Origin of the sequence: Nostoc sp. ChiSLP03a (genome assembly GCF_034531215.2) — a bacterium.
GTDB lineage: Bacteria > Cyanobacteriota > Cyanobacteriia > Cyanobacteriales > Nostocaceae > Nostoc.
In genome coordinates this window covers 1-18495 of record NZ_JAVRBQ020000063.1, presented here as the reverse complement: position 1 = coordinate 18495, position 18495 = coordinate 1, and the positions used below count along the sequence as shown (strand labels likewise).

The following is an 18495-nucleotide window of genomic DNA, read 5'->3' as shown; positions in this document are numbered from 1 at the left end:
CCACGTTTTTTTGTCGGATTATTAACAACAAACATCTCAAACTCCTATTCTCTCGTCGAAACTAGCTAATTGCTCTCACTGGCGATCGCACCCTATAAGTTAGTCACAGAGATACTTGGGCGGTTTTCGGAGATGTCTATTAACTAAGTACAACATTTCTCTAATTCATAGCGAATTAACTTTGGCAAAACTCTGCGTACCTTTGCGTTTAACTTTGTGTTCCTCTGCGTTTAAAAAAGTACTAAGGATGAATTTTTGGCGCTATCTCTTATTTGCTCAATTAGGAATAGTACTCAATGCAATTTAGTAACTCAAAACTAAGTTACTTAAAAAGAAGGCAAGGGCTGCACTACCTAAAGGAACTGTTAAATTGTCAATACCCAAAAATGAAACAGCTTCTAAAGCCGTAGCTATAACTGCCACTATCAGCGATACTGCCCAAGTTTGCCAACTGTTTCCTTGAGTTCCAACTAAAATCAAACTACTGACAACATAGCCAACAAGCATCATAGTTAGGGAACCTTCCCAACTTTTTTCTGTCCCAAAAACTTTATACTTATGTTTACCAAAGCGTTGCCCAATTAAGGCTGCTAATCCATCTCCCCAAGTCATTACTAAAATTCCGAGTGCTGCGTACTGGGGTTGTTGCAAGTACCAAAACCAAGCAACTAAAATACCGAAACTAACAGAGTAAAAAAATGTCCCTAAGCTTTGCCGTCCAACGCTATTAATACCAGGAAGAATCGGCAATCGGTAGGATAATAAGGTGATTGCACTCGCTAAAATAGAAGCTGTAATCCCTACGCTGGCGGGAATATCTAGCCACCAGGCGATTAAAATCACATTCCCAGTGCCAATATGAACAATCTTCCGCACGATTTCTGGGTTGGCGGTGAAGCGGTTTACCACCCATGCAATCAGGAGGATGAGTAACACCCAAATTGCAGCCGACACAATTTGCAGCCAGAAAACCGGAATTGAGGTGAAGTCAGAAAATGTAATTAACAAAGATACGACAAAATGAAACTTTTTACCCCTGTTACTAATTTATAAGATTTGGGTAGCTGCAATGAAATTATTATTTATTTGGCTGATTCGGGGCTACCGAATGTTTATCTCGCCGTTGTTTCTCCCAACTTGTCGCTTTCAACCAACTTGTTCGATGTATGCTATTGAAGCTATTGAACGATTTGGAGTGTTGCGTGGTAGCTGGATGGCAATTTGGCGGATTTTGCGCTGTCATCCGTTTCATCCAGGTGGTTACGATCCAGTGCCAGAGGTGGTGGAAAAGCAAAGAGGCAATGGGGCAGAGGGGCAGGGGAGCAGAGGGGCAGGGGAGATGAGGGGACAAGGGGACAAGCAGATAAACAAAACTCCTAACTCTTAACTCCTAACTCAGCACTCCTGCCCAATGCCCAATGCCCAATGCCCAATGCCCAAGTTAAAGGATGTGTTGGTGGGTATAGGTATTTGGGGAGATGTCAATAGATGAGGTTGTCATCTAGCGTGGGAAGGTTGAATAATTTAATTTGGATTTACGATGATTAATCTTACTGCGATTTCTATACCAGAACCACAAATTCCTACTCCTGGCCCGAGTCCGCTACCTAGCCCCAATCCTGAGCCGAATCCGCTACCTAGTCCCGAACCTGTACCGGGGCCAGCGATTCCTCAACCATTACCGGGGCCTGTACCAGAACCAGTACCTGCTCCCATTCCTCAGACAGTTCCAGGAACGATTCCCCAAACCATACCGGAACCTGTTTAGATTAACTTGGTAATGTAATCCAAAATCTCAAATCCAAAATCCAAAATGCTAAGAGCCGGAATTGTCGGACTTCCCAACGTCGGAAAATCTACTTTATTTAATGCTGTAATTGCTAATGCTAAAGCTGAAGCAGCTAACTTCCCTTTTTGCACGATTGAACCGAATGTCGGCGTTGTCGCAGTACCGGATGAACGGTTAAATGTTCTTGCTAAGATTGCCAGTTCGGCACAAATTATCCCGGCGCGGGTGGAATTTGTGGATATTGCCGGTTTAGTTAAAGGTGCAAGTCAGGGTGAGGGACTAGGGAATCAATTCCTGTCCCACATCCGGGAAGTTGATGCGATCGTCCATGTGGTACGTTGTTTTGAAAATGACGATATTATCCACGTTGCTGGTTCTGTTGACCCAGCGCGAGATATTGAAATCATTAATATAGAACTGGGTTTATCAGATTTAGCACAAATTGAGCGGCGAATTGACCGTACTCGCAAACTAGCTCGTACCAGCAAAGATGCACAGTTTGAAATCACAGTTTTAGAAAAATTAGCTGCGGCTTTAAATGAAGGTAAATCGGTGCGTCAGGTGAGCTTGAATGAAGAAGAAACAGAAATTATTAAAGGATTAGAACTGCTCACTTATAAACCAATTATCTACGCCGCGAATGTATCTGAAGATGAGTTGGCAACTGGTAATAATTTTGTGGAAACAGTACGGCAAATTGCTGCAACAGAAAATGCCCAAGTTGTGATAGTTTCGGCTCAAGTTGAAGCGGAATTAGTGGAATTACCAGAAGAAGATAAAGCTGATTTCCTCGCGTCTTTGGGTGTGGAAGAAGGCGGTTTGAAATCGTTGATTCGAGCAACTTACACGCTTTTAGGTTTGCGGACATATTTTACTTGCGGCCCCAAAGAAACCCGCGCTTGGACAATTAATGCGGGAATGTCTGCACCTCAAGCTGCTGGTGTAATCCACAGTGATTTTGAGCGGGGATTTATTCGCGCCGAAACTGTTGCTTATAAAGACTTGGTAACAACAGGTTCGATGAATGCAGCGAAGGAGAAAGGGTTGGTTCGCAGTGAAGGGAAAGAGTATGTTGTGCAGGAAGGGGATGTAATGTTGTTCCGATTTAATGTGTAGGGGTAATTAATGAGTGGCCGTTATCGATAAGATAATGGTCAACTTACACCAAGTTGCGTAAGCTTTGCCCAACCTAAGCATCGCCATAAATAAATTGACAAATATTCTCTAATGTGCATAAAAATATGCAAGACGATGCCTGCGGCGGGCAAAGCCTACGCAAATAAACAGCAATCCTGCAAATCTAATAGCTACTTCCACCCACAATATAGCCAAGCTGTGAATATCGGTAAAATAAGTCTGTTAACGGATGCTCAATCATATCAAATCCAAGCAATTGGCACCCACTTAATAAAGCAGTGTTTTGTACTTACAGCTAACAGTATACTTACGTAAGTATTTGATTCATGATAGTACTTTCTGCAAAGAAAGCAATAATTCATTGACAGTATAGGGCTTTGACAAAAATGTATTGACACCAATAGCTGCTACTGCACTGAGCTTCTTGTCAGACATAAGGCCACTGCTGGCAATAATTTTGACTTGGGGGTTAATTTTTTGCAAGGTACGTATGGCTGTTAAACCATCCAGTGAGGGCAGCATAATATCCATGAGGACAGCACTAATTCTGTCTCTATTTTGAGCATATAGCGCGATCGCTTCAATGCCATCATTGGCAACTAAGATTTTGTAGTTGTAAGCTTCTAGTGATGTTATCGTAATCTCTTGAATGGCGGCTTCATCATCCACAACCAAAATTAATTCTCCATGTCCTGTCTGTGGTGGCAAATTTTCGGGGCTAATTGTTTCCATTCCCCCCACTGCTGGCAAGTAAACTTGAAAGCTAGTGCCACTTTCCGGTTCACTATACACGTTCACAAAACCTCCGTGACTTTTAACGATTCCCAATACTGTGGAAAGCCCTAAACCAGTGCCTTGTCCAACATCTTTTGTAGTAAAGAATGGCTCGAAAATTCTATCTAGCATTTGTTTCGGAATCCCAACTCCAGTATCGGAGACAGTAATAACTATGTAAGGCCCCTCTTTGGCTTCTAGGTTCATGCGGGCATAATTTGCGTCAATCAACATATTTTCGGCAGAGATACTCAAAGTACCACCATTGGACATAGCATCGCGGGCGTTAACGCAGAGGTTCATCAGCACTTGATGTAGTTGAGTACTATCTCCAGAAACCATCCACAAATCTTGCGGTACATTAGTGCTGATTTCTATCGATTTGGGAAAAGTCTCTTTCAGAATCTTGGCAATTTCTACAATTATATGTTTGAGTTGCAAAGTGATGTGCTTCCCTTCTACACCCCGCGCAAAGGATAGTACCTGTTTGACTAAATCAGCACCGCGTCTAGCGTTAATTTCTAAAATTTCTAGAAGATGACGAGTCCGCTCATCTGCATTAGGAAATTTTAGCGGTAGCAGTTGCGCTCCTGCCAAAATTGGTGTCAGGATGTTGTTGAGGTCGTGAGCGATACCACTAGCTAAAGTGCCAATACTTTCCAGGCGTTGAGCGCGAAATAATTGGGCTTCTAGGTGCTTTTTCTCGGTAATATCTGTGTCAACGGTGAGAATTGATTTTGGTTTTCCCTGTTCATCGCATACTAAAGTCCAGCGACTAGCCACAAGGACTTCTTTGTTCATTTTAGTAAGTTTTGTTAACTCGCCTTGCCACTTACCTTGACTAATAGCTTGCAATAGAGCCGCTTCAATTTCCGGTGAAGGTTCGTCATCCAAAAGTTCGCTAGCATTTTTCCCCCAAGCCTCTGTAGCTTGCCAGCCGTAAAGTGTTTCTGCGCCTTTGTTCCAGAAGATAATTTGATTGTTTAAATCTCGGACGCAAATGGCATCTGTGGTGACATCTAGTAATGCTGCTTGTTCGCGAATTTTTTCTTCTGCCAATTTGCGATCGCGTAGCGCAGCTTGTCGTTCGCTAATATCTATACTGGCGCATGTCACCCCGATAATTTCTTGGGTTTCATTCCGTAGTGGCTCGACAGTTAAATCGTAATATCGCGTTGTATCTTTGATAGTAATTGATACTTCTTCTCGCGTTCCGATGCCTGTAGTCAGCACTCCACGTTTAATTGCAATCAGATGTTGAGCATCTTCTACTGGGACGATATCTAAGTCTTGCTTGCCCAATATTTTCTCAACTGTCAATTCAGATGGCGGATTGTAAACCCAGGTGTACCGTAAATCTTTATCTTGGTTGTAGACAAAGATGGGAGAGTTTTTCAGAGCAACCCGAAATCGCTCCTCACTCTGCCGCAGTGCGTTGTCTGCCCTTTGACGTTCGATAGCATAACGCATAGATCGCACCAGCAAGTCACCAGTTACTTGTCCCTTCACTAAATAATCTTGCGCTCCTTGTTGCATTGCGCTAGTTGCTAGAGTTTCATCATTTATACCCGTCAGCACAATGATTGGAGTTGCTTTTGCCTGATTGTGAGCAATGACAAAGGTTTGTAATCCCTGGCTATCTGGCAGCGAGAGGTCTAATAAAATCACATCAAAAGTTTTGTTTGTTAGGTAGTTGACTGCTTCATAAAGCCGTTCAACGGGCATCAACTCAACTACAACTGTGGTAACTTCCTTGAATAACTCTTGTAACAATAAGACATCACCAGGGTTATCTTCTACTAACAAAACTTTAATAATATTTTCACCTGCCATTTCCACTACTCCGGTGGCAGTTTTACGATCGCAAACCAAAAATTTTCTATTGATTGGACAATTTTAACGAACTGATCGAAATCTACTGGCTTAGTTATATAACAGTTAGCAAAAAGGTTATAGGCTTTGAGGATATCTTCTTCAGCCTGCGAAGTCGTCAAAACTACTACAGGAATTCGTTTGAGGTTTTCATCTCCTTTTATTTCTGCTAATACCTCTCGTCCATCTTTTTTCGGAAGGTTAAAATCGAGCAGTACAATATCTGGATGAGGTAATTTAGCATATTTTCCCTGTTTTCGCAAGTATGCCATTGCCTCTACACCATCCTCGACTACGTTTAAGTGAATTGAGATTTTACTATCTTCTAGGGCGATGCGTGTAAGTTGGACATCGCCAGGATTATCCTCTACTAACAAAACCTCAATAGGCATAATCGCTGTTATGGTGTTTACCATTGCTTACCTGCTCTATCTGGAATTGTGAAGTAGAAAGTCGAGCCTTGACCCGGTTTCGACTCAACCCAAATCCGGCCGCTGTGGCGTTGGATAATTTTCTTACAAATTGCCAGACCAATTCCAGTACCTGGATACTTGTCTCTACCGTGCAAGCGCTGAAAGATTATAAAAATACGTTCAGTATATTGGGATTCTAAACCAATTCCATTATCACGCACCCAGAACAACCATTCATCCTCCGAGGGGGTAAAATTTAAATTTTTTCCATCTAATATATCTGCATCTCTCTTACTTACTCCAATGTGAATTAATGGCTGTTGACGATCGCAAAATTTGATCGCGTTGGCAATCAAGTTTTGAAATACTTGTGTCAATTGAGTAGCATCAGCCATCACTTGAGGTAGAGTATCGTAGGTGACAACTGCCTTTCGATTTGCGATCGCCACTTGAAGATTAGCAAGCACCTGTTCTAAGACAACACTACAATCAACTGGCACAAAAGGCTGTCCACGGGTGCTGACGCGGGAATAGTTTAACAAATCGTTGATTAGAGTCTGCATCCGGCTGGCCCCGTCTACTGCATAAGCAATAAACTGATCCGCATTGGCATCCAGTTGGTTTTTATATCTCCGCTCCAGCAATTGTAAATAACTAGTTACCATCCGCAATGGCTCTTGCAAATCATGGGAAGCTACGTAGGCAAACTGTTCTAATTCTGCATTAGAACGAGTAAGTTCTTGACTTTGCTGGGTTTGTTTTTCTAATAGTTGTGCCTGAGATAAAGCAATTCCAATTTGGTTCGCTAATTGCTGTAACAAATCCATCTCAAACTGATTCCATTGTCGAGGTGCGCTACACTGATGAGCTAGCAATAAGCCCCAAATATCGTCCCTGACAAGAATCGGCACTACCAGATTAGCCCTGACAGCAAATTGCCGAAGAAATTCTCGATGGCATGGTTGGATATGAGCAGCTTCAATGTCTTCAAGGGCACTTATTCTTCCCTGGCGATATCTCTCTATATATTCTTCTTTAAAACAGGGGTCAAAAATATTTTCTCCTAAAATTACTGGCCAACCAGGCAGAACTGCTTCTTGTACAATTGTTCCCGAACCGTCAGGTTCCAGTCGAAAAATTGATACACGATCGGCTTGTAGTAGTTTTTGTACCTCTGTTACCGTGGTTTGAAGAATTTCATCTATTTGTAAAGATTCTCGAATTTTCAGGGTAATTTCGGCAAATAGTTGCGATCGCAGATTTTGCCGCTTTAATTCTTCATCTGCCCGCTTCCGATTTGTGATATCAGTATAAGAACCAACCATCCGTACTATATCACCCAATGCGTCCCAAAGTGCCTGTCCTCGATCTAGAATCCATTTATAGCTGCCATCTTGGCACTGGACTCGATATTCACAGACGTAAAACGGTGTTTTCTTGGCAAAGTGGTCTTGGAAAGCCTGAATTACCCAATCTCGCTCATCGGTATGGATTCGTTTTATCCATTCATCCCAATGGTTGGAAACTTCGTAGTCTTTATAGCCGAGCATTTCCTTCCATTGAGTTGAGAAGAACACTTCATTAGTCTTGAGGTTCCAATCCCAAATACCATCATTATTAGCATGTAATGCTAATTGCCAACGTTCTTCACTTTCTCGTAGTGCTTCTGCTGTTTTGCGTCGTTCAGTAACATCTTGAAAATAAACAGACAAGCCGTCTTTTGCTGGATAGGCGTGGACTTTAAGCCACTGCTGCTGTGGCAGATACAATTCCTCAAATTCGACACTAACCTGTTCTAAGATTGCCCTGCGATATTCACAATCAAATGTTGTGCCGATAATTTCTGGAAACACCTCCCAGATGTTTTTACCCAAAAGCTGATTGTGAGTTTTTTGCAACAGCCGTTCTGCTTGACCATTAATATAGGTGAATTGCCACTTATGATTTAAGGCAAAAAAACCATCAGTGATACTTTCGAGAAGATTGTTGATGCGGGTTTTGGCGGCTTCAGATTGGGCGCGGGCTGCTTGCTCGTGTGCCACTAGTTTCTCAGTAACTTTAGATACCTCACTTACATGACGCCTGAGTTCGAGTTGGTCAATTACCAGGCGACTCAAACCCACAAATGCCTCCACTTGTTTTTGGCTTAGTTGTCGTGGAATTTGGTCAATCGCGCACAGAGTTCCCAGCATATCTCCTTGCGGAGTAATTAAGGGTACACCTGCATAAAACCGTATATATGGATAGCCAGTTACTACTGGATTACTTGCCAACTTCTCATCAACAAGGGTGTCAGGAACCACCACAACATGACGTTGCTCTTGGCAAAGATAAGATAACCCAACACTCCGAGGCATTTCTGATACATCTAAACCTATTTTTGCCTTAAACCATTGACGGTTTTCATCAATAAAATTTACCAAGGATATGGGTGTGCCACAAATAAAGGCCGCTAACCGAGCAAGATTGTCATAGGCTTCTTCGGGTTCTGTGTCAAGAATTTGATACTGGCGGAGGGCTTCTAACCTCGCTACTTCTGTATCAATATGTCTAGGTTTCATTAACTTTTTTTAAAAAATCTAAATGTTATATTCAGTCAGCAGCATGATTATCTCAAGAATAGCTTAACTTTTTTTAATAATTATTATCCTTTCCTCACCTTTAGCTATTCACGAAAGTCTATTAAAAGCGATTCTTAAAGGATGTTTGAAAAGTATTTTGCGTAACATCTAAGCCTTAGAAACCTAACTCTCCCAGCCCCCTTTGCCTACAAGATAATTGGCGTTTCAAAGTCTCGCTTTGTTTCAGGGAGAAATTTGAAGAGGGGTTTTGAGTATACTGTACAACTTTTTCAACAAGCTTTTATCAGCTACTGCCTGTGTACGCCACAAATTTATTGCGTAGGCGTAGTCCGTCGTAGACATCGCCCTAATCCTAGTGTAGACAAGTTTAGGACTGAGATTATATTACTATGCATGATTAGATTTAGTTATTAGACATAAGAGATTTAGTGATTTGATCAGAGTAATTTATTAGTCGGACTAAACCATTCTAGGTCGATGCGATCGTCTTCTACTGTGTCGAAATTCTCAGGAAAACTGGCTTTTACATTAATGCGAAATTTATCTATATCAGCATTAATGCACAGCGGCTAATTGTGAGATATCGCTCTAGTATTTCCAATACATGGCTAAGGGTATCCTCAATTAGCTCAATCAGTCTACTCCGGATGTATAAATAAACTCTACTATAAAACAGCAAATGTACCAACTTTGCTGACGAGAGCGAGTAGCCTGAAGTATATTTTTACTCCATTTTTTAAGTTAATAGTCTTTACTTACGTATTTATACGGCTAAATAATCGCTCAATTTTTGAGTTGTGGTGATTTTGCTGAGGTTGAATTTTTGCTCAAGAATTACACTCTTGTTGCAGTAAATCTGCTTAATCCTATTTTATTATTTGCCGACAGGATAAAAAAGAAAACTTTTTTGACTATCTATATTTACTGAAACACTGTTGAATCCATTCATCAAATCAAATAAATCCAAAGACTAAGTATGAAATAATGGTTAATTTTCGACATTAGCCAATCCTCAATAGTTTGAATAGCCAAAAAAATATTTTGAAAACATTGAAAAATTCAAATCGAAGAACTATCAATATCTCCCTAATGAGATTCAGAAAAAATATCAAAATTCTTGGCATTTGTTTGTTGTTTTCAACAATTTTATACAAAATTGTATTTATTAAATTATCTGCGATCGCTCTAAGCATAGACAGGAATAAGATTGATTTAATCGCTAATCATAACAAGTCATTAATACATTCAGATCGAAAAATAAATAATTTGCAAAGCCAAGAACTGTTAAAACAGGCTTTAAGAAAGTCTAACTCTAACTTAGAGAAGCCAAAACAGTTACGCAAATTCATCATTGCTGACGTTATCCCGATTGAAGAATACAAAGAAAAGCCTCCCCAGCTACCTGAAGAAGACCGAGAAAAGCCTCAACCAAATACAATTCAGCCATCAACAAATTCAAATCCGTCAAAACCATACACACCCCAACAACAAATACTAATAGAAAAACTACGCCGAACAAAAAAGCAATCACAAGCAATCCAAAAGACAATAATTCTTGATGCCCTAACATTTAGTGCCAACAAGTATCCTTGGATCGTTAACCCTACAGATAACCTTACTTTTTCCACAGAATTATTTAAGCCAAATAAAAATGAAAATTATATAGATACAGATATAAGAGTAAGATTTTCTGGAGAGAATCAGATTATTGATAAATTTACTTATGCCAAATTTCCCAAGACTGACCAGTTTTACTGGGTTCTCGATGGCAATAGAATAGTAGTTGAAACTAAAGGCTCCCAAGCCGGTATTATCTATCAAGGAAGACAAACTAATACTTATATTACCCAAAATGTTACTTCACAACAGGCATTTTGGGGATTGCAAAGTCTGTTCGCTATACCGACAGACTTTCGAGAGTTAGCTGGAGAAGTTGATACTAATAACTTTTCTGTAACTTCAATAGCCGGACAATTGATAAATCCTGAAGGGATACCTGCTGGCAGAGTTATTATTAACAGTGGAATTGACTCAAACAATCCTAATGTCACAGTTCTAAAAAACCCTATTCCAGCTATTGGTAGTGGCTCTACTTTGAGTGTTGATGGTGGGCAAGCTTTATTTCAGGTTTTAGATGCTACTAATGCGCCCAAAATTCTACAAGGCTTTCCAACAACAAATATACAACCTTTGCTAGACGATGGAAACGTCAGGCTCCAAGAAGGCGAAATCATTCCTAAAAGTGCCCTAGAAGCTGCTGGCATCTTTTGGGGAGATATCTTGACGGGAAAAGGTTTTGGTTTTACTGCTCCTGTCTCTTCCTTTCCAGGTATTAAAGTTGCTCAACTTGGAAAATTTGATAACTTTGATTTGTTAAATGTGGCAGTCAATCCTTTTCTTTCTCAATCCGAAAAAGATTTTCATTATCTTAACTCTTTACAGTGGCTATCTTTAGGAAAAAGAGATCCTGTATTTCAGACACTATCTCAAACTCAAGAAAGTTCTGATTGGCACAGACTGTATGTTAGCCATCCTCATAATCGGAGCTTAATTCAATACGATCCAGTTGCAAGCAAAGCTACTTATTCTAATATTTTTTCTGCTCCAGGATTATCCTTAACAGCTAAATTTAGCGATACTAGTATTGATGCTATTCAATCAGTGAATTCTACATTAGGTTTGCTATTAGGTGGAGTTTTTGAAGCTATTAAAATTGATAAGATTCAACAAGGTTTAGAAGAAGCTAGACAAAAACTAAAGAATGGGGAAGGTTTTGTTCCTTTAAATACACCTGCTACAGCTGAACAAAGAAGACAAATTAATAACAGGCTGAATCGCACTTTATCTTATGCCAATGCATCTAGTGGGTTAGAGCAGGTATCTGGAACTTACACATTTCCCAGTCAAGTCACTCCTAATAACTCTAACATCTTGCAAATAAGAACAGGAAACCACAAACGCGCAGTTCAGTTTCTTGAAAGAAATATTTCTATTTTAGATGAAGGTGATACATTTTTTTCCGATCTCAGGCTCTCTAATGAAAAATTTGGCCCTCTAACATATATTGGGATTCCAATTCCTTTAAATGGTACTTCCATCGATCCGATCAACGAAGCCTCTGCTGTAGAAGTAATTTTAACAAACCCTCAAGGGCAAAGATTTGTACAAAAATTTAATTCAGCAGATTCAACGGTAGTACCACTGCAAATAAGAGCAGCCGATTTAGCATTCGATTATATGGAACTCACTAGAGTTAGCAAAATAGGTGTTGATTTTAATAGCTTTAACGGTTATCTATCTTTACCAACAGTTGAATTGCTAGCAGCAGGTTCTTCTGGAAATTTTAACTATAGTGCTAATTTAGGAACGTGGTTTAATATAGATGCTAACTCAGCACCGGGTGTTTCTAATAATAATTTAGGAACGGAAGAACCAACATTAGGTTTATATACTAATATACTTCTCAATTATATTAAAACTGATATACGGTTAAATTCAGCCAAAAGACCTGTAGCTATCAATACTCACGTACCCTACTTGAGAGTTGATTGGAATAGTGCCTCTAATAAAAATAATCCTTTTTCTACTTATTTAAGTTATTTATATCAACATCAAGAAAGAAATTTTGGTTTTTCTTTAGCTCCTGGCATCGCTTTTATTGAAAATAATAGCAATGGGGAATTTTTAGGTCTTTTCAATGGAGAGTTTAGTACTAGTCATGGTTTGAATCTCAAGACAAATTTAGAGGTGGGTAAAGAGTTCTTCTTTGAATTTCAGGGTTTACACGGAGTCAGTAAAAATATTTATGCTGGTGTTTACCTAAAAAATTATGCTATTAATAATCTGGGCTTGAGTAGCCGAGTTTCTGGCTTTAATTATGGAATCATTATGAGGCATAATTTCCCTGATAATAGTGTGTTTATAGAAACTCAAATTGGTACAGGTGAGAATGGATTTGACTTAAAACTTCAAGGTGGTTATCGATTTTGACCTGATTATCAAATATACCCAAATTTTCAAAAATTCGGGGATCTAAGATTTTTATTTTGCCAATTATGTCTAATCTAAAGCACCTAAACCATTATTACCAGCACCTGCTTTGATTATAGATGTTAAATCTTCAACAGAATTACTATTATTTAATAAATTTGCTGCTGTATCAATAAATGGGTTTGGGTTAGAGATGATAGTAGTTTGAGCTACTCCTGGGGTTATAGTCAGACTAGTTATGGTTTCGTTATTTCCACCTGCTATACCTCCATAGGTAGGAGAAATTGTTAAACCTCCTTCATAGTAAGAGCCAGAAGGTAAAGTTACTTCGCCAGTGACACTGAGAAAAGTACCAGAAGGTCTAATAAGAGTAACAGCGCCACGAGCAGTAGCTTGTTGTGCATTTGCTGGTGCCACTAAAAAATATTCTCCACTTACCAAACCTAATAAACAGATACTTCCTCGAATAATTACAGATAATTTGTTAGATAAGCTATTCATATTTTATAAACTCCTCATGTTGTTGTCTTAAGTTGTTTCCAGATTTTGCTTGAAAATGCAGAATATGCATCGGTCAGCAGAAATCGAGGCAGAACCTTTTGTTCTCTGGCTTTTATTCTTTCAGTGTATAAAAATATAAAACCTTTGTTGAGAGCGTTTTGTGAAAAATGGACATTTTGAAGCTTCGTATTTTTACGCAAGCTCTCTATTCAATATTCAGTCAGAGTTTCAGGGTTTATATTGATATCACTAAAGTTATGTAAAGTGATAATGAGGAGTTATGGCAAGGGACTGGGGACTGGGTGAAAAGCCTTTTTGTGTCTAAGTTTTCTCGTCTGTTGATGTCCTAACCACCTTGACTGTTGCTATACATAGCAAATTATTTAGGCACAAGATGAAAAACCTATATAACAAGATTCCCGACTTCTTGGAGAAGTCGGGAATCTGAGCCACAAAGAAGCGTCATACTATATATACAAATATAAATATAGGGAACAGATATAGCATTGCTATTTCTTTTCCCTATGATGTATTGATTTATTCAACTGTTCTGTCAGTTGCTAAAAATTTTGTAATTACTTACGAGTTAAAGCAAAAACTTAATCTATTCTAAACCGCCTAAGCCATTAGAACCAGCACCAGCCCGAATGATAGCTGCTTGTGCGCCAATGTCACCAGCAGTTACAGCTGCATCTAAGGCTGCTGCTGCTGAAGCTACGAAAGGATTGCTGCTAGTAGAGAGGTTTGTAACGTTAGGTGTGCCTGGACTTACAACTAAACTAGTTACACTTTCATCGTCAGCGGCTGGTGTGCCAGTAATGGTAGGTGTAATGGTTAGATCCTGATCGTAGTATGCGTTATTGGGCAAAGTTAATTCACCACTAACACTAACAGAAGCGCCTGAAGCTCTAACAATAGTTACAGCACCACGGGCTGCTGCTTGACCTGCACTTGCTGGTGCAGCCAGGATATTACCAACGCTAACCAAACCTAATAAGCAGATGCTTCCTTTAACGATCGCAGAAATTTTCATGATTAACAAACTCCCCGTGTTGTTTTTCTTTACGTTATCAATATAACCATTGACTGCCAGAAATATCTCAGAGATTATACTGAAATTTGGAAAAATTGCAGAGGTCACAAATTAAAAAAAATAATAAATTGAAGTATTGGTGTAGCTCTGAATAAAAGCTTCAAATACCTTATAAAAATAGAGTTGCAGTCAGGCTTGTGCCTAAGAAATGCCTGTATCAAAGTTGTAGTAATGATTACCAAATTTTGGATGTTGGAAACCAAAATCCATAAAGTTTTGGAGGTAAGCCTTTAGACTGCTTCCAATGTCCCAATACCCTGTAAACACTGCTTAATAATTCGTTAAAACTTGTCAGATATGCCTATGTCATATCTTTGCTAAATCTTAAGTGCATCTTTATAGGTAATATGCTGTGGGCAACGATTTGAATCCCAGTCCGATCGCAGTTATTGTATGGATGCAATATTTTGAAAGGGCAGATAACTATACGCCAACACCATATTCCATAAAATTGAAAACGGCTATAAAATCTAGTTATAGGTTGGGTGGTTAGGGTGTTTATCTGGAAGATAGCCAAGGCGATCGCGCAAAGCACCCAAAAATTTCTTAGGAATTTTGGCTTTCGTGCCTACACAAGTTAATTTTTGAGTCTTTGACTACAGTTATTTAAATACAAATAGATTTTTAAAATTCTGATGTCTGTCTTTTACCAGTAGTGAGCTAGATAATAAGCACAGCAAAAAATTGCCTCAGCGTTTTGCTCAAGCACCATTTAACTTACTATATTTATTGTCCCCCAGTTGAATGGGCTACATCTGACTGCCTTTAGGTCATTATGGCAAAATCTAAAAAAAGCGCTACCCCCATCAATCTCAGCGATCCACAATATTATCTTAACCGAGAGTTAAGCTGGTTAGAATTTAATGCCAGGGTATTACATGAAGCCTGTGACGATCGCACCCCACTTCTGGAACGTCTTAAGTTTTTGGGAATATTTAACTCTAATTTAGATGAGTTTTTTATGGTGCGCGTTGCTGGCTTAAAGCAACAAGTAGAGGCAAAAGTTAGCCTGTTAACTCCCGATGGTCGCACACCACAACAACAGCTAGACGATATTAGGTCTACCCTTATTCCTCATGTCAACAAACAGCACCAACATTTTGAGCAAGTACTTCGTCCTTTACTAGTAAATCATGGCATTCATATTCTGAATTACATAGATTTAAATCAAAAGCAGCGGACTCATCTCAACAGCTATTTTGAAGAACAAATCTTTCCAGTTTTGACTCCTCTGGCTGTCGATCCTAGTCATCCGTTTCCGTTTATTTCTAATCTCAGTTTAAATCTGGCTGTTGTGGTCAAGAATCCAGACACCGAAGAAGAATTTTTTGCCAGAATCAAAGTCCCTAGCGTTCTACCACGATTTTTACCGATACCGCCTGAGTTGGGAGATCAAAATAGCGAAAAACCTGCCCACTGGACTGGAGTACCTTTAGAACAGGCGATCGCTCATAACTTGGAATCTCTATTTCCAGGGATGAACATTCAAGAATATCATCCGTTCCGCATTACCCGTGATGCCGATTTAGTCTTAGAAGAAGATGAAGCAGATGATTTGTTGTTAGCGATTGAACAGGAATTGCGAAAACGGCGCTTGGGTGGAAGTCCAGTCCGGCTAGAAATTCAATCCCAGACTCCGGAAATAGTGCGATCGCGATTATTACATGATTTGGAATTAACAGAAAGTGATGTTTACGAGGTAGATGGTCTTTTGGGACTGCGGGATTTAATGTACTTTATGTCCTTACCATTGCCGGAACTCAAAGATCCACCACGCCAATCTGTTGTACCGTTACGCCTGCAAAGGCTGAGAGAACCGATTTTAGACCCAGATGCGCTGGAGACGGACGAAGGAAAAGACTTTTTTGCTGTAATTCGGGAAAAGGATTTACTAGTACACCATCCCTATCAATCCTTTTCGGCTACAGTTGTGCGCTTTATTACCTATGCTGCCTACGATCCGAATGTGTTAGCCATCAAGATGACCCTTTACCGGACTTCTGGTGACTCGCCCATCGTCAACGCCTTAATTGCCGCTGCTGAAAATGGCAAGCAGGTATCTGTGCTGGTGGAATTAAAGGCACGATTTGATGAGGAGAATAATATTTACTGGGCAAAACGACTAGAAAGAGTTGGAGTTCATGTTGTCTATGGTTTAGTTGGGCTAAAAACCCATAGTAAAACCGTCATGGTGGTACGACGCGAAAAAGACCGCATACGTCGCTACGTACATATTGGGACTGGTAACTATAACCCTAAAACAGCGAGACTCTATACAGATTTAGGATTGTTTAGTTGCCGTGAAGAATTGGGTGCTGACATTACAGATTTATTTAATTTCTTAACTGGGTATTCCCTGCAAAAATCTTATCGAGAAGTGCTGGTTGCACCTGTGAATATGCGCGATCGCTTTTTGGCATTAATTCACCGCGAAATCGAAAATGTTCAAAATGGATTTTCTGGACGGATTGTCGCCAAAATGAATTCCCTTGTCGATCCAGAAATTATCGCCACTTTATATGAAGCTTCCCGCGCCGGAGTGCAAATCGACTTAATTGTTAGGGGTGTTTGTTGTTTACGCCCAGGAATCAAAGACATTAGTGAAAATATTCGCATCATCAGTATTGTCGCTCGCTTTTTAGAGCACTCTCGGATTTATTATTTTCATAACAATACCCAAGAGGAAATCTATATTGGTAGTGCTGATTGGATGCGCCGCAACCTGGATCGCCGAGTCGAAGTAATTACCCCAGTAAAAGACCCAGATATTGCTAAAGATTTGCAAGAAATTATGGGAATTATGCTTGCAGATAATCGCCAAGCTTGGGAATTACAAGCTGATGGTAGTTACATTCAACGGCGTCCTTATGATGATTCTCCAGAAGCTAATTCACAAAAAATTCTCATGAACATGGCATTACGCTCAACTGGTGTAGTCCCAACCTGATTGATAAAAAAATAAGTTACTTATATCTTGACAACTAGCTCAAATTAGTTTTTTTTGGAAAAATTGAATTTTTTGAGCAGTTGTCTAAGTTATTTACATAGGTTCACACAAGTTATTCAACCATAGGATAGAGTCAGTGCTGGCACTTGTTCTCATAAACTGGAGGGGTTATTCTGAATAAACTTGTATTTCCCCTGAATGTTAATGTTATCCTGCGAGCTCTCTACCTTGCGTGTTTTAGTAGTTGATGACCACGAATTGACTCGTTTAACTTTACAATTGGTTTTTTCTTGCCAGGAAAATATTCAAGTAGTAGGTTTAGCCAGTAATGGTGAAGAAGCTATAGAAATGGTTAAACGTTGCCATCCTGACGTAATTGTTCTAGATTTACAGATGCCAGTCATGGATGGCTGGAGTGCCTCCAGTCACATTAAAGCTATATCTCCGAATACCCAGATACTTGCTTACTCCTCAGTGGAAGACGTAAATTTTCATGGGCAAAAGGCAATGTCTAGCTTTGATAACATTTGCAAAAAAGATGTACCTACAAGCGAACTTATTGCTTTGGTTAGGCAGCTAGGTCAGCGTGCAGGAGATTGATTATTGCTTCGCCAACTCAAGCTTAGTTCAATTTTGGAGATTTGAAGACATGATACTACTGAAGAACGTCGGTCTAGCCGAAAGTTGAGGTTAAACCGACGTAAATTTTGATAATTTTTACTCTACTGGAATGGTGCGTGTAAATTCATCAATTAATTCATCCAGTTCTTCCAAAGCCTGATTTACATCTATTCTCAAAGTTCCCAGGTTTGGTTGCTCCAGTAAGCTTAATAGGTAATCGCGTTTATTTTGAACTGCGACAATTCGTTCTTTTATAGTCTGTAAGTCCATTATTTTTTCCTATCTTTAACTACCTTTAAATTTAAAGTTAACTCAAAATCTAATATTCTGGGACACTATACACCCTTAGTAGTCAACTTAAGTAGTCAACTTAGTGCCACTCGCCTTGCCTGCGTGATGGTGCGCGAATATGGACTAAGGATAAATTGAGTGTTGGAAATCACAAAGACAAAGGTGGGTAAAGTCTCGTTTAAACGAAACCAGTGTTTTGAGCGATAATGCCCAATTTATTTGCTCTTGAGCAACTGGCGTGCGGTTTCTAACCATCTTATAGGCAATTTAGGGTTAGTTAAACACTAGCACCTGGGGACAATGTTCTTTCCTAATTTGTTGCTCATAGCCGATGATAATAAAACTAATACCAATTTAATGTGAAGTTGCACATATCTTGATACCCCTAAATCCCCCTTGAAAAGGGGGACTTTGATAGATGTTTTTCCGGTTCCCCCCTTTTTAAGGGGGGTTAGGGGGGATCGAATTCTATGCAGCTTTATAAA

12 protein-coding genes and 2 pseudogenes are annotated in these 18495 nt (G+C 39.6%); 6 read left to right on the top strand and 8 right to left on the bottom strand.

From position 1 onward, the window contains the following. Positions 1 to 303: 303 nt before the first annotated feature. Positions 304 to 1008: an SEC59/DGK1/VTE5 family protein gene (locus RMY32_RS10660; RefSeq protein WP_322708973.1), complete on the bottom strand. Its 705-nt coding sequence runs from the start codon at positions 1006 to 1008 to the stop codon at positions 304 to 306. 61 nt (positions 1009 to 1069) lie between these two features. On the opposite strand from RMY32_RS10660, the gene yidD reads away from it, so the two are divergent. The 3 genes from yidD (at position 1070) to ychF (ending at position 2905) form a co-directional block, all read left to right on the top strand. After that, positions 1070 to 1387 (top strand): membrane protein insertion efficiency factor YidD, encoded by a 318-nt coding sequence (gene yidD, locus RMY32_RS10655; protein WP_322708972.1) that lies wholly within the window; start codon positions 1070 to 1072, stop codon positions 1385 to 1387. 153 nt (positions 1388 to 1540) lie between these two features. Continuing rightward, positions 1541 to 1768 (top strand): hypothetical protein, encoded by a 228-nt coding sequence (locus RMY32_RS10650; protein ID WP_322698237.1) that lies wholly within the window; start codon positions 1541 to 1543, stop codon positions 1766 to 1768. A 45-nt stretch (positions 1769 to 1813) separates the two neighbouring features. Then, positions 1814 to 2905: a redox-regulated ATPase YchF gene (gene ychF / locus RMY32_RS10645; protein WP_322708971.1), complete on the top strand. Its 1092-nt coding sequence runs from the start codon at positions 1814 to 1816 to the stop codon at positions 2903 to 2905. A gap of 345 nt (positions 2906 to 3250) precedes the next feature. On the opposite strand, the gene RMY32_RS10640 is transcribed toward ychF, so the two are convergent. The 4 genes and pseudogenes from RMY32_RS10640 to RMY32_RS10625 all read right to left on the bottom strand — a co-directional run. Then, positions 3251 to 5533: a response regulator gene (locus tag RMY32_RS10640; protein ID WP_322708974.1), complete on the bottom strand. Its 2283-nt coding sequence runs from the start codon at positions 5531 to 5533 to the stop codon at positions 3251 to 3253. A 5-nt stretch (positions 5534 to 5538) separates the two neighbouring features. Next, the gene (locus tag RMY32_RS10635) at positions 5539 to 5988 is read right to left on the bottom strand and encodes a response regulator (protein WP_322698234.1); all 450 of its coding nucleotides are present in this window, start codon (positions 5986 to 5988) and stop codon (positions 5539 to 5541) included. Next, positions 5982 to 8546, bottom strand: a complete 2565-nt coding sequence (locus tag RMY32_RS10630) for a GAF domain-containing protein (RefSeq protein WP_322708970.1) — start codon at positions 8544 to 8546, stop codon at positions 5982 to 5984. The genes RMY32_RS10635 and RMY32_RS10630 overlap by 7 nt, the downstream gene beginning before the upstream one ends. 461 nt (positions 8547 to 9007) lie before the next feature. Further along, positions 9008 to 9255: pseudogene (locus RMY32_RS10625) on the bottom strand (sensor histidine kinase); the annotation flags it as partial. Positions 9256 to 9833: 578 nt separating this feature from the next. Between RMY32_RS10625 and RMY32_RS10620 the strand changes: the two are divergent. Continuing rightward, positions 9834 to 12557 (top strand): hypothetical protein, encoded by a 2724-nt coding sequence (locus tag RMY32_RS10620; RefSeq protein ID WP_322708969.1) that lies wholly within the window; start codon positions 9834 to 9836, stop codon positions 12555 to 12557. Between the two features lie 69 nt (positions 12558 to 12626). On the opposite strand, the gene RMY32_RS10615 is transcribed toward RMY32_RS10620, so the two are convergent. Together RMY32_RS10615 and RMY32_RS10610 are read right to left on the bottom strand one after the other, a co-directional pair. After that, on the bottom strand, positions 12627 to 13058 hold the full coding sequence (locus RMY32_RS10615; protein ID WP_322708968.1) for a hypothetical protein: 432 nt from the start codon (positions 13056 to 13058) through the stop codon (positions 12627 to 12629). Positions 13059 to 13662: 604 nt separating this feature from the next. Next, positions 13663 to 14091, bottom strand: a complete 429-nt coding sequence (locus tag RMY32_RS10610; protein WP_322708967.1) for a hypothetical protein — start codon at positions 14089 to 14091, stop codon at positions 13663 to 13665. Between the two features lie 835 nt (positions 14092 to 14926). Between RMY32_RS10610 and ppk1 the strand changes: the two are divergent. Both ppk1 and RMY32_RS10600 read left to right on the top strand, forming a co-directional pair. Then, a pseudogene (gene ppk1, locus RMY32_RS10605) lies at positions 14927 to 17136 on the top strand (polyphosphate kinase 1). Between the two features lie 160 nt (positions 17137 to 17296). After that, entirely contained in the window at positions 17297 to 17698 is a 402-nt protein-coding gene (locus tag RMY32_RS10600; RefSeq protein ID WP_322708966.1) for a response regulator transcription factor, read from the top strand. A gap of 117 nt (positions 17699 to 17815) precedes the next feature. Here the strand turns inward: RMY32_RS10600 and RMY32_RS10595 are convergent, their stop codons facing one another. Continuing rightward, positions 17816 to 17989, bottom strand: a complete 174-nt coding sequence (locus tag RMY32_RS10595; protein WP_292732096.1) for a hypothetical protein — start codon at positions 17987 to 17989, stop codon at positions 17816 to 17818. Between the last annotated feature and the right edge of the window lie 506 nt (positions 17990 to 18495).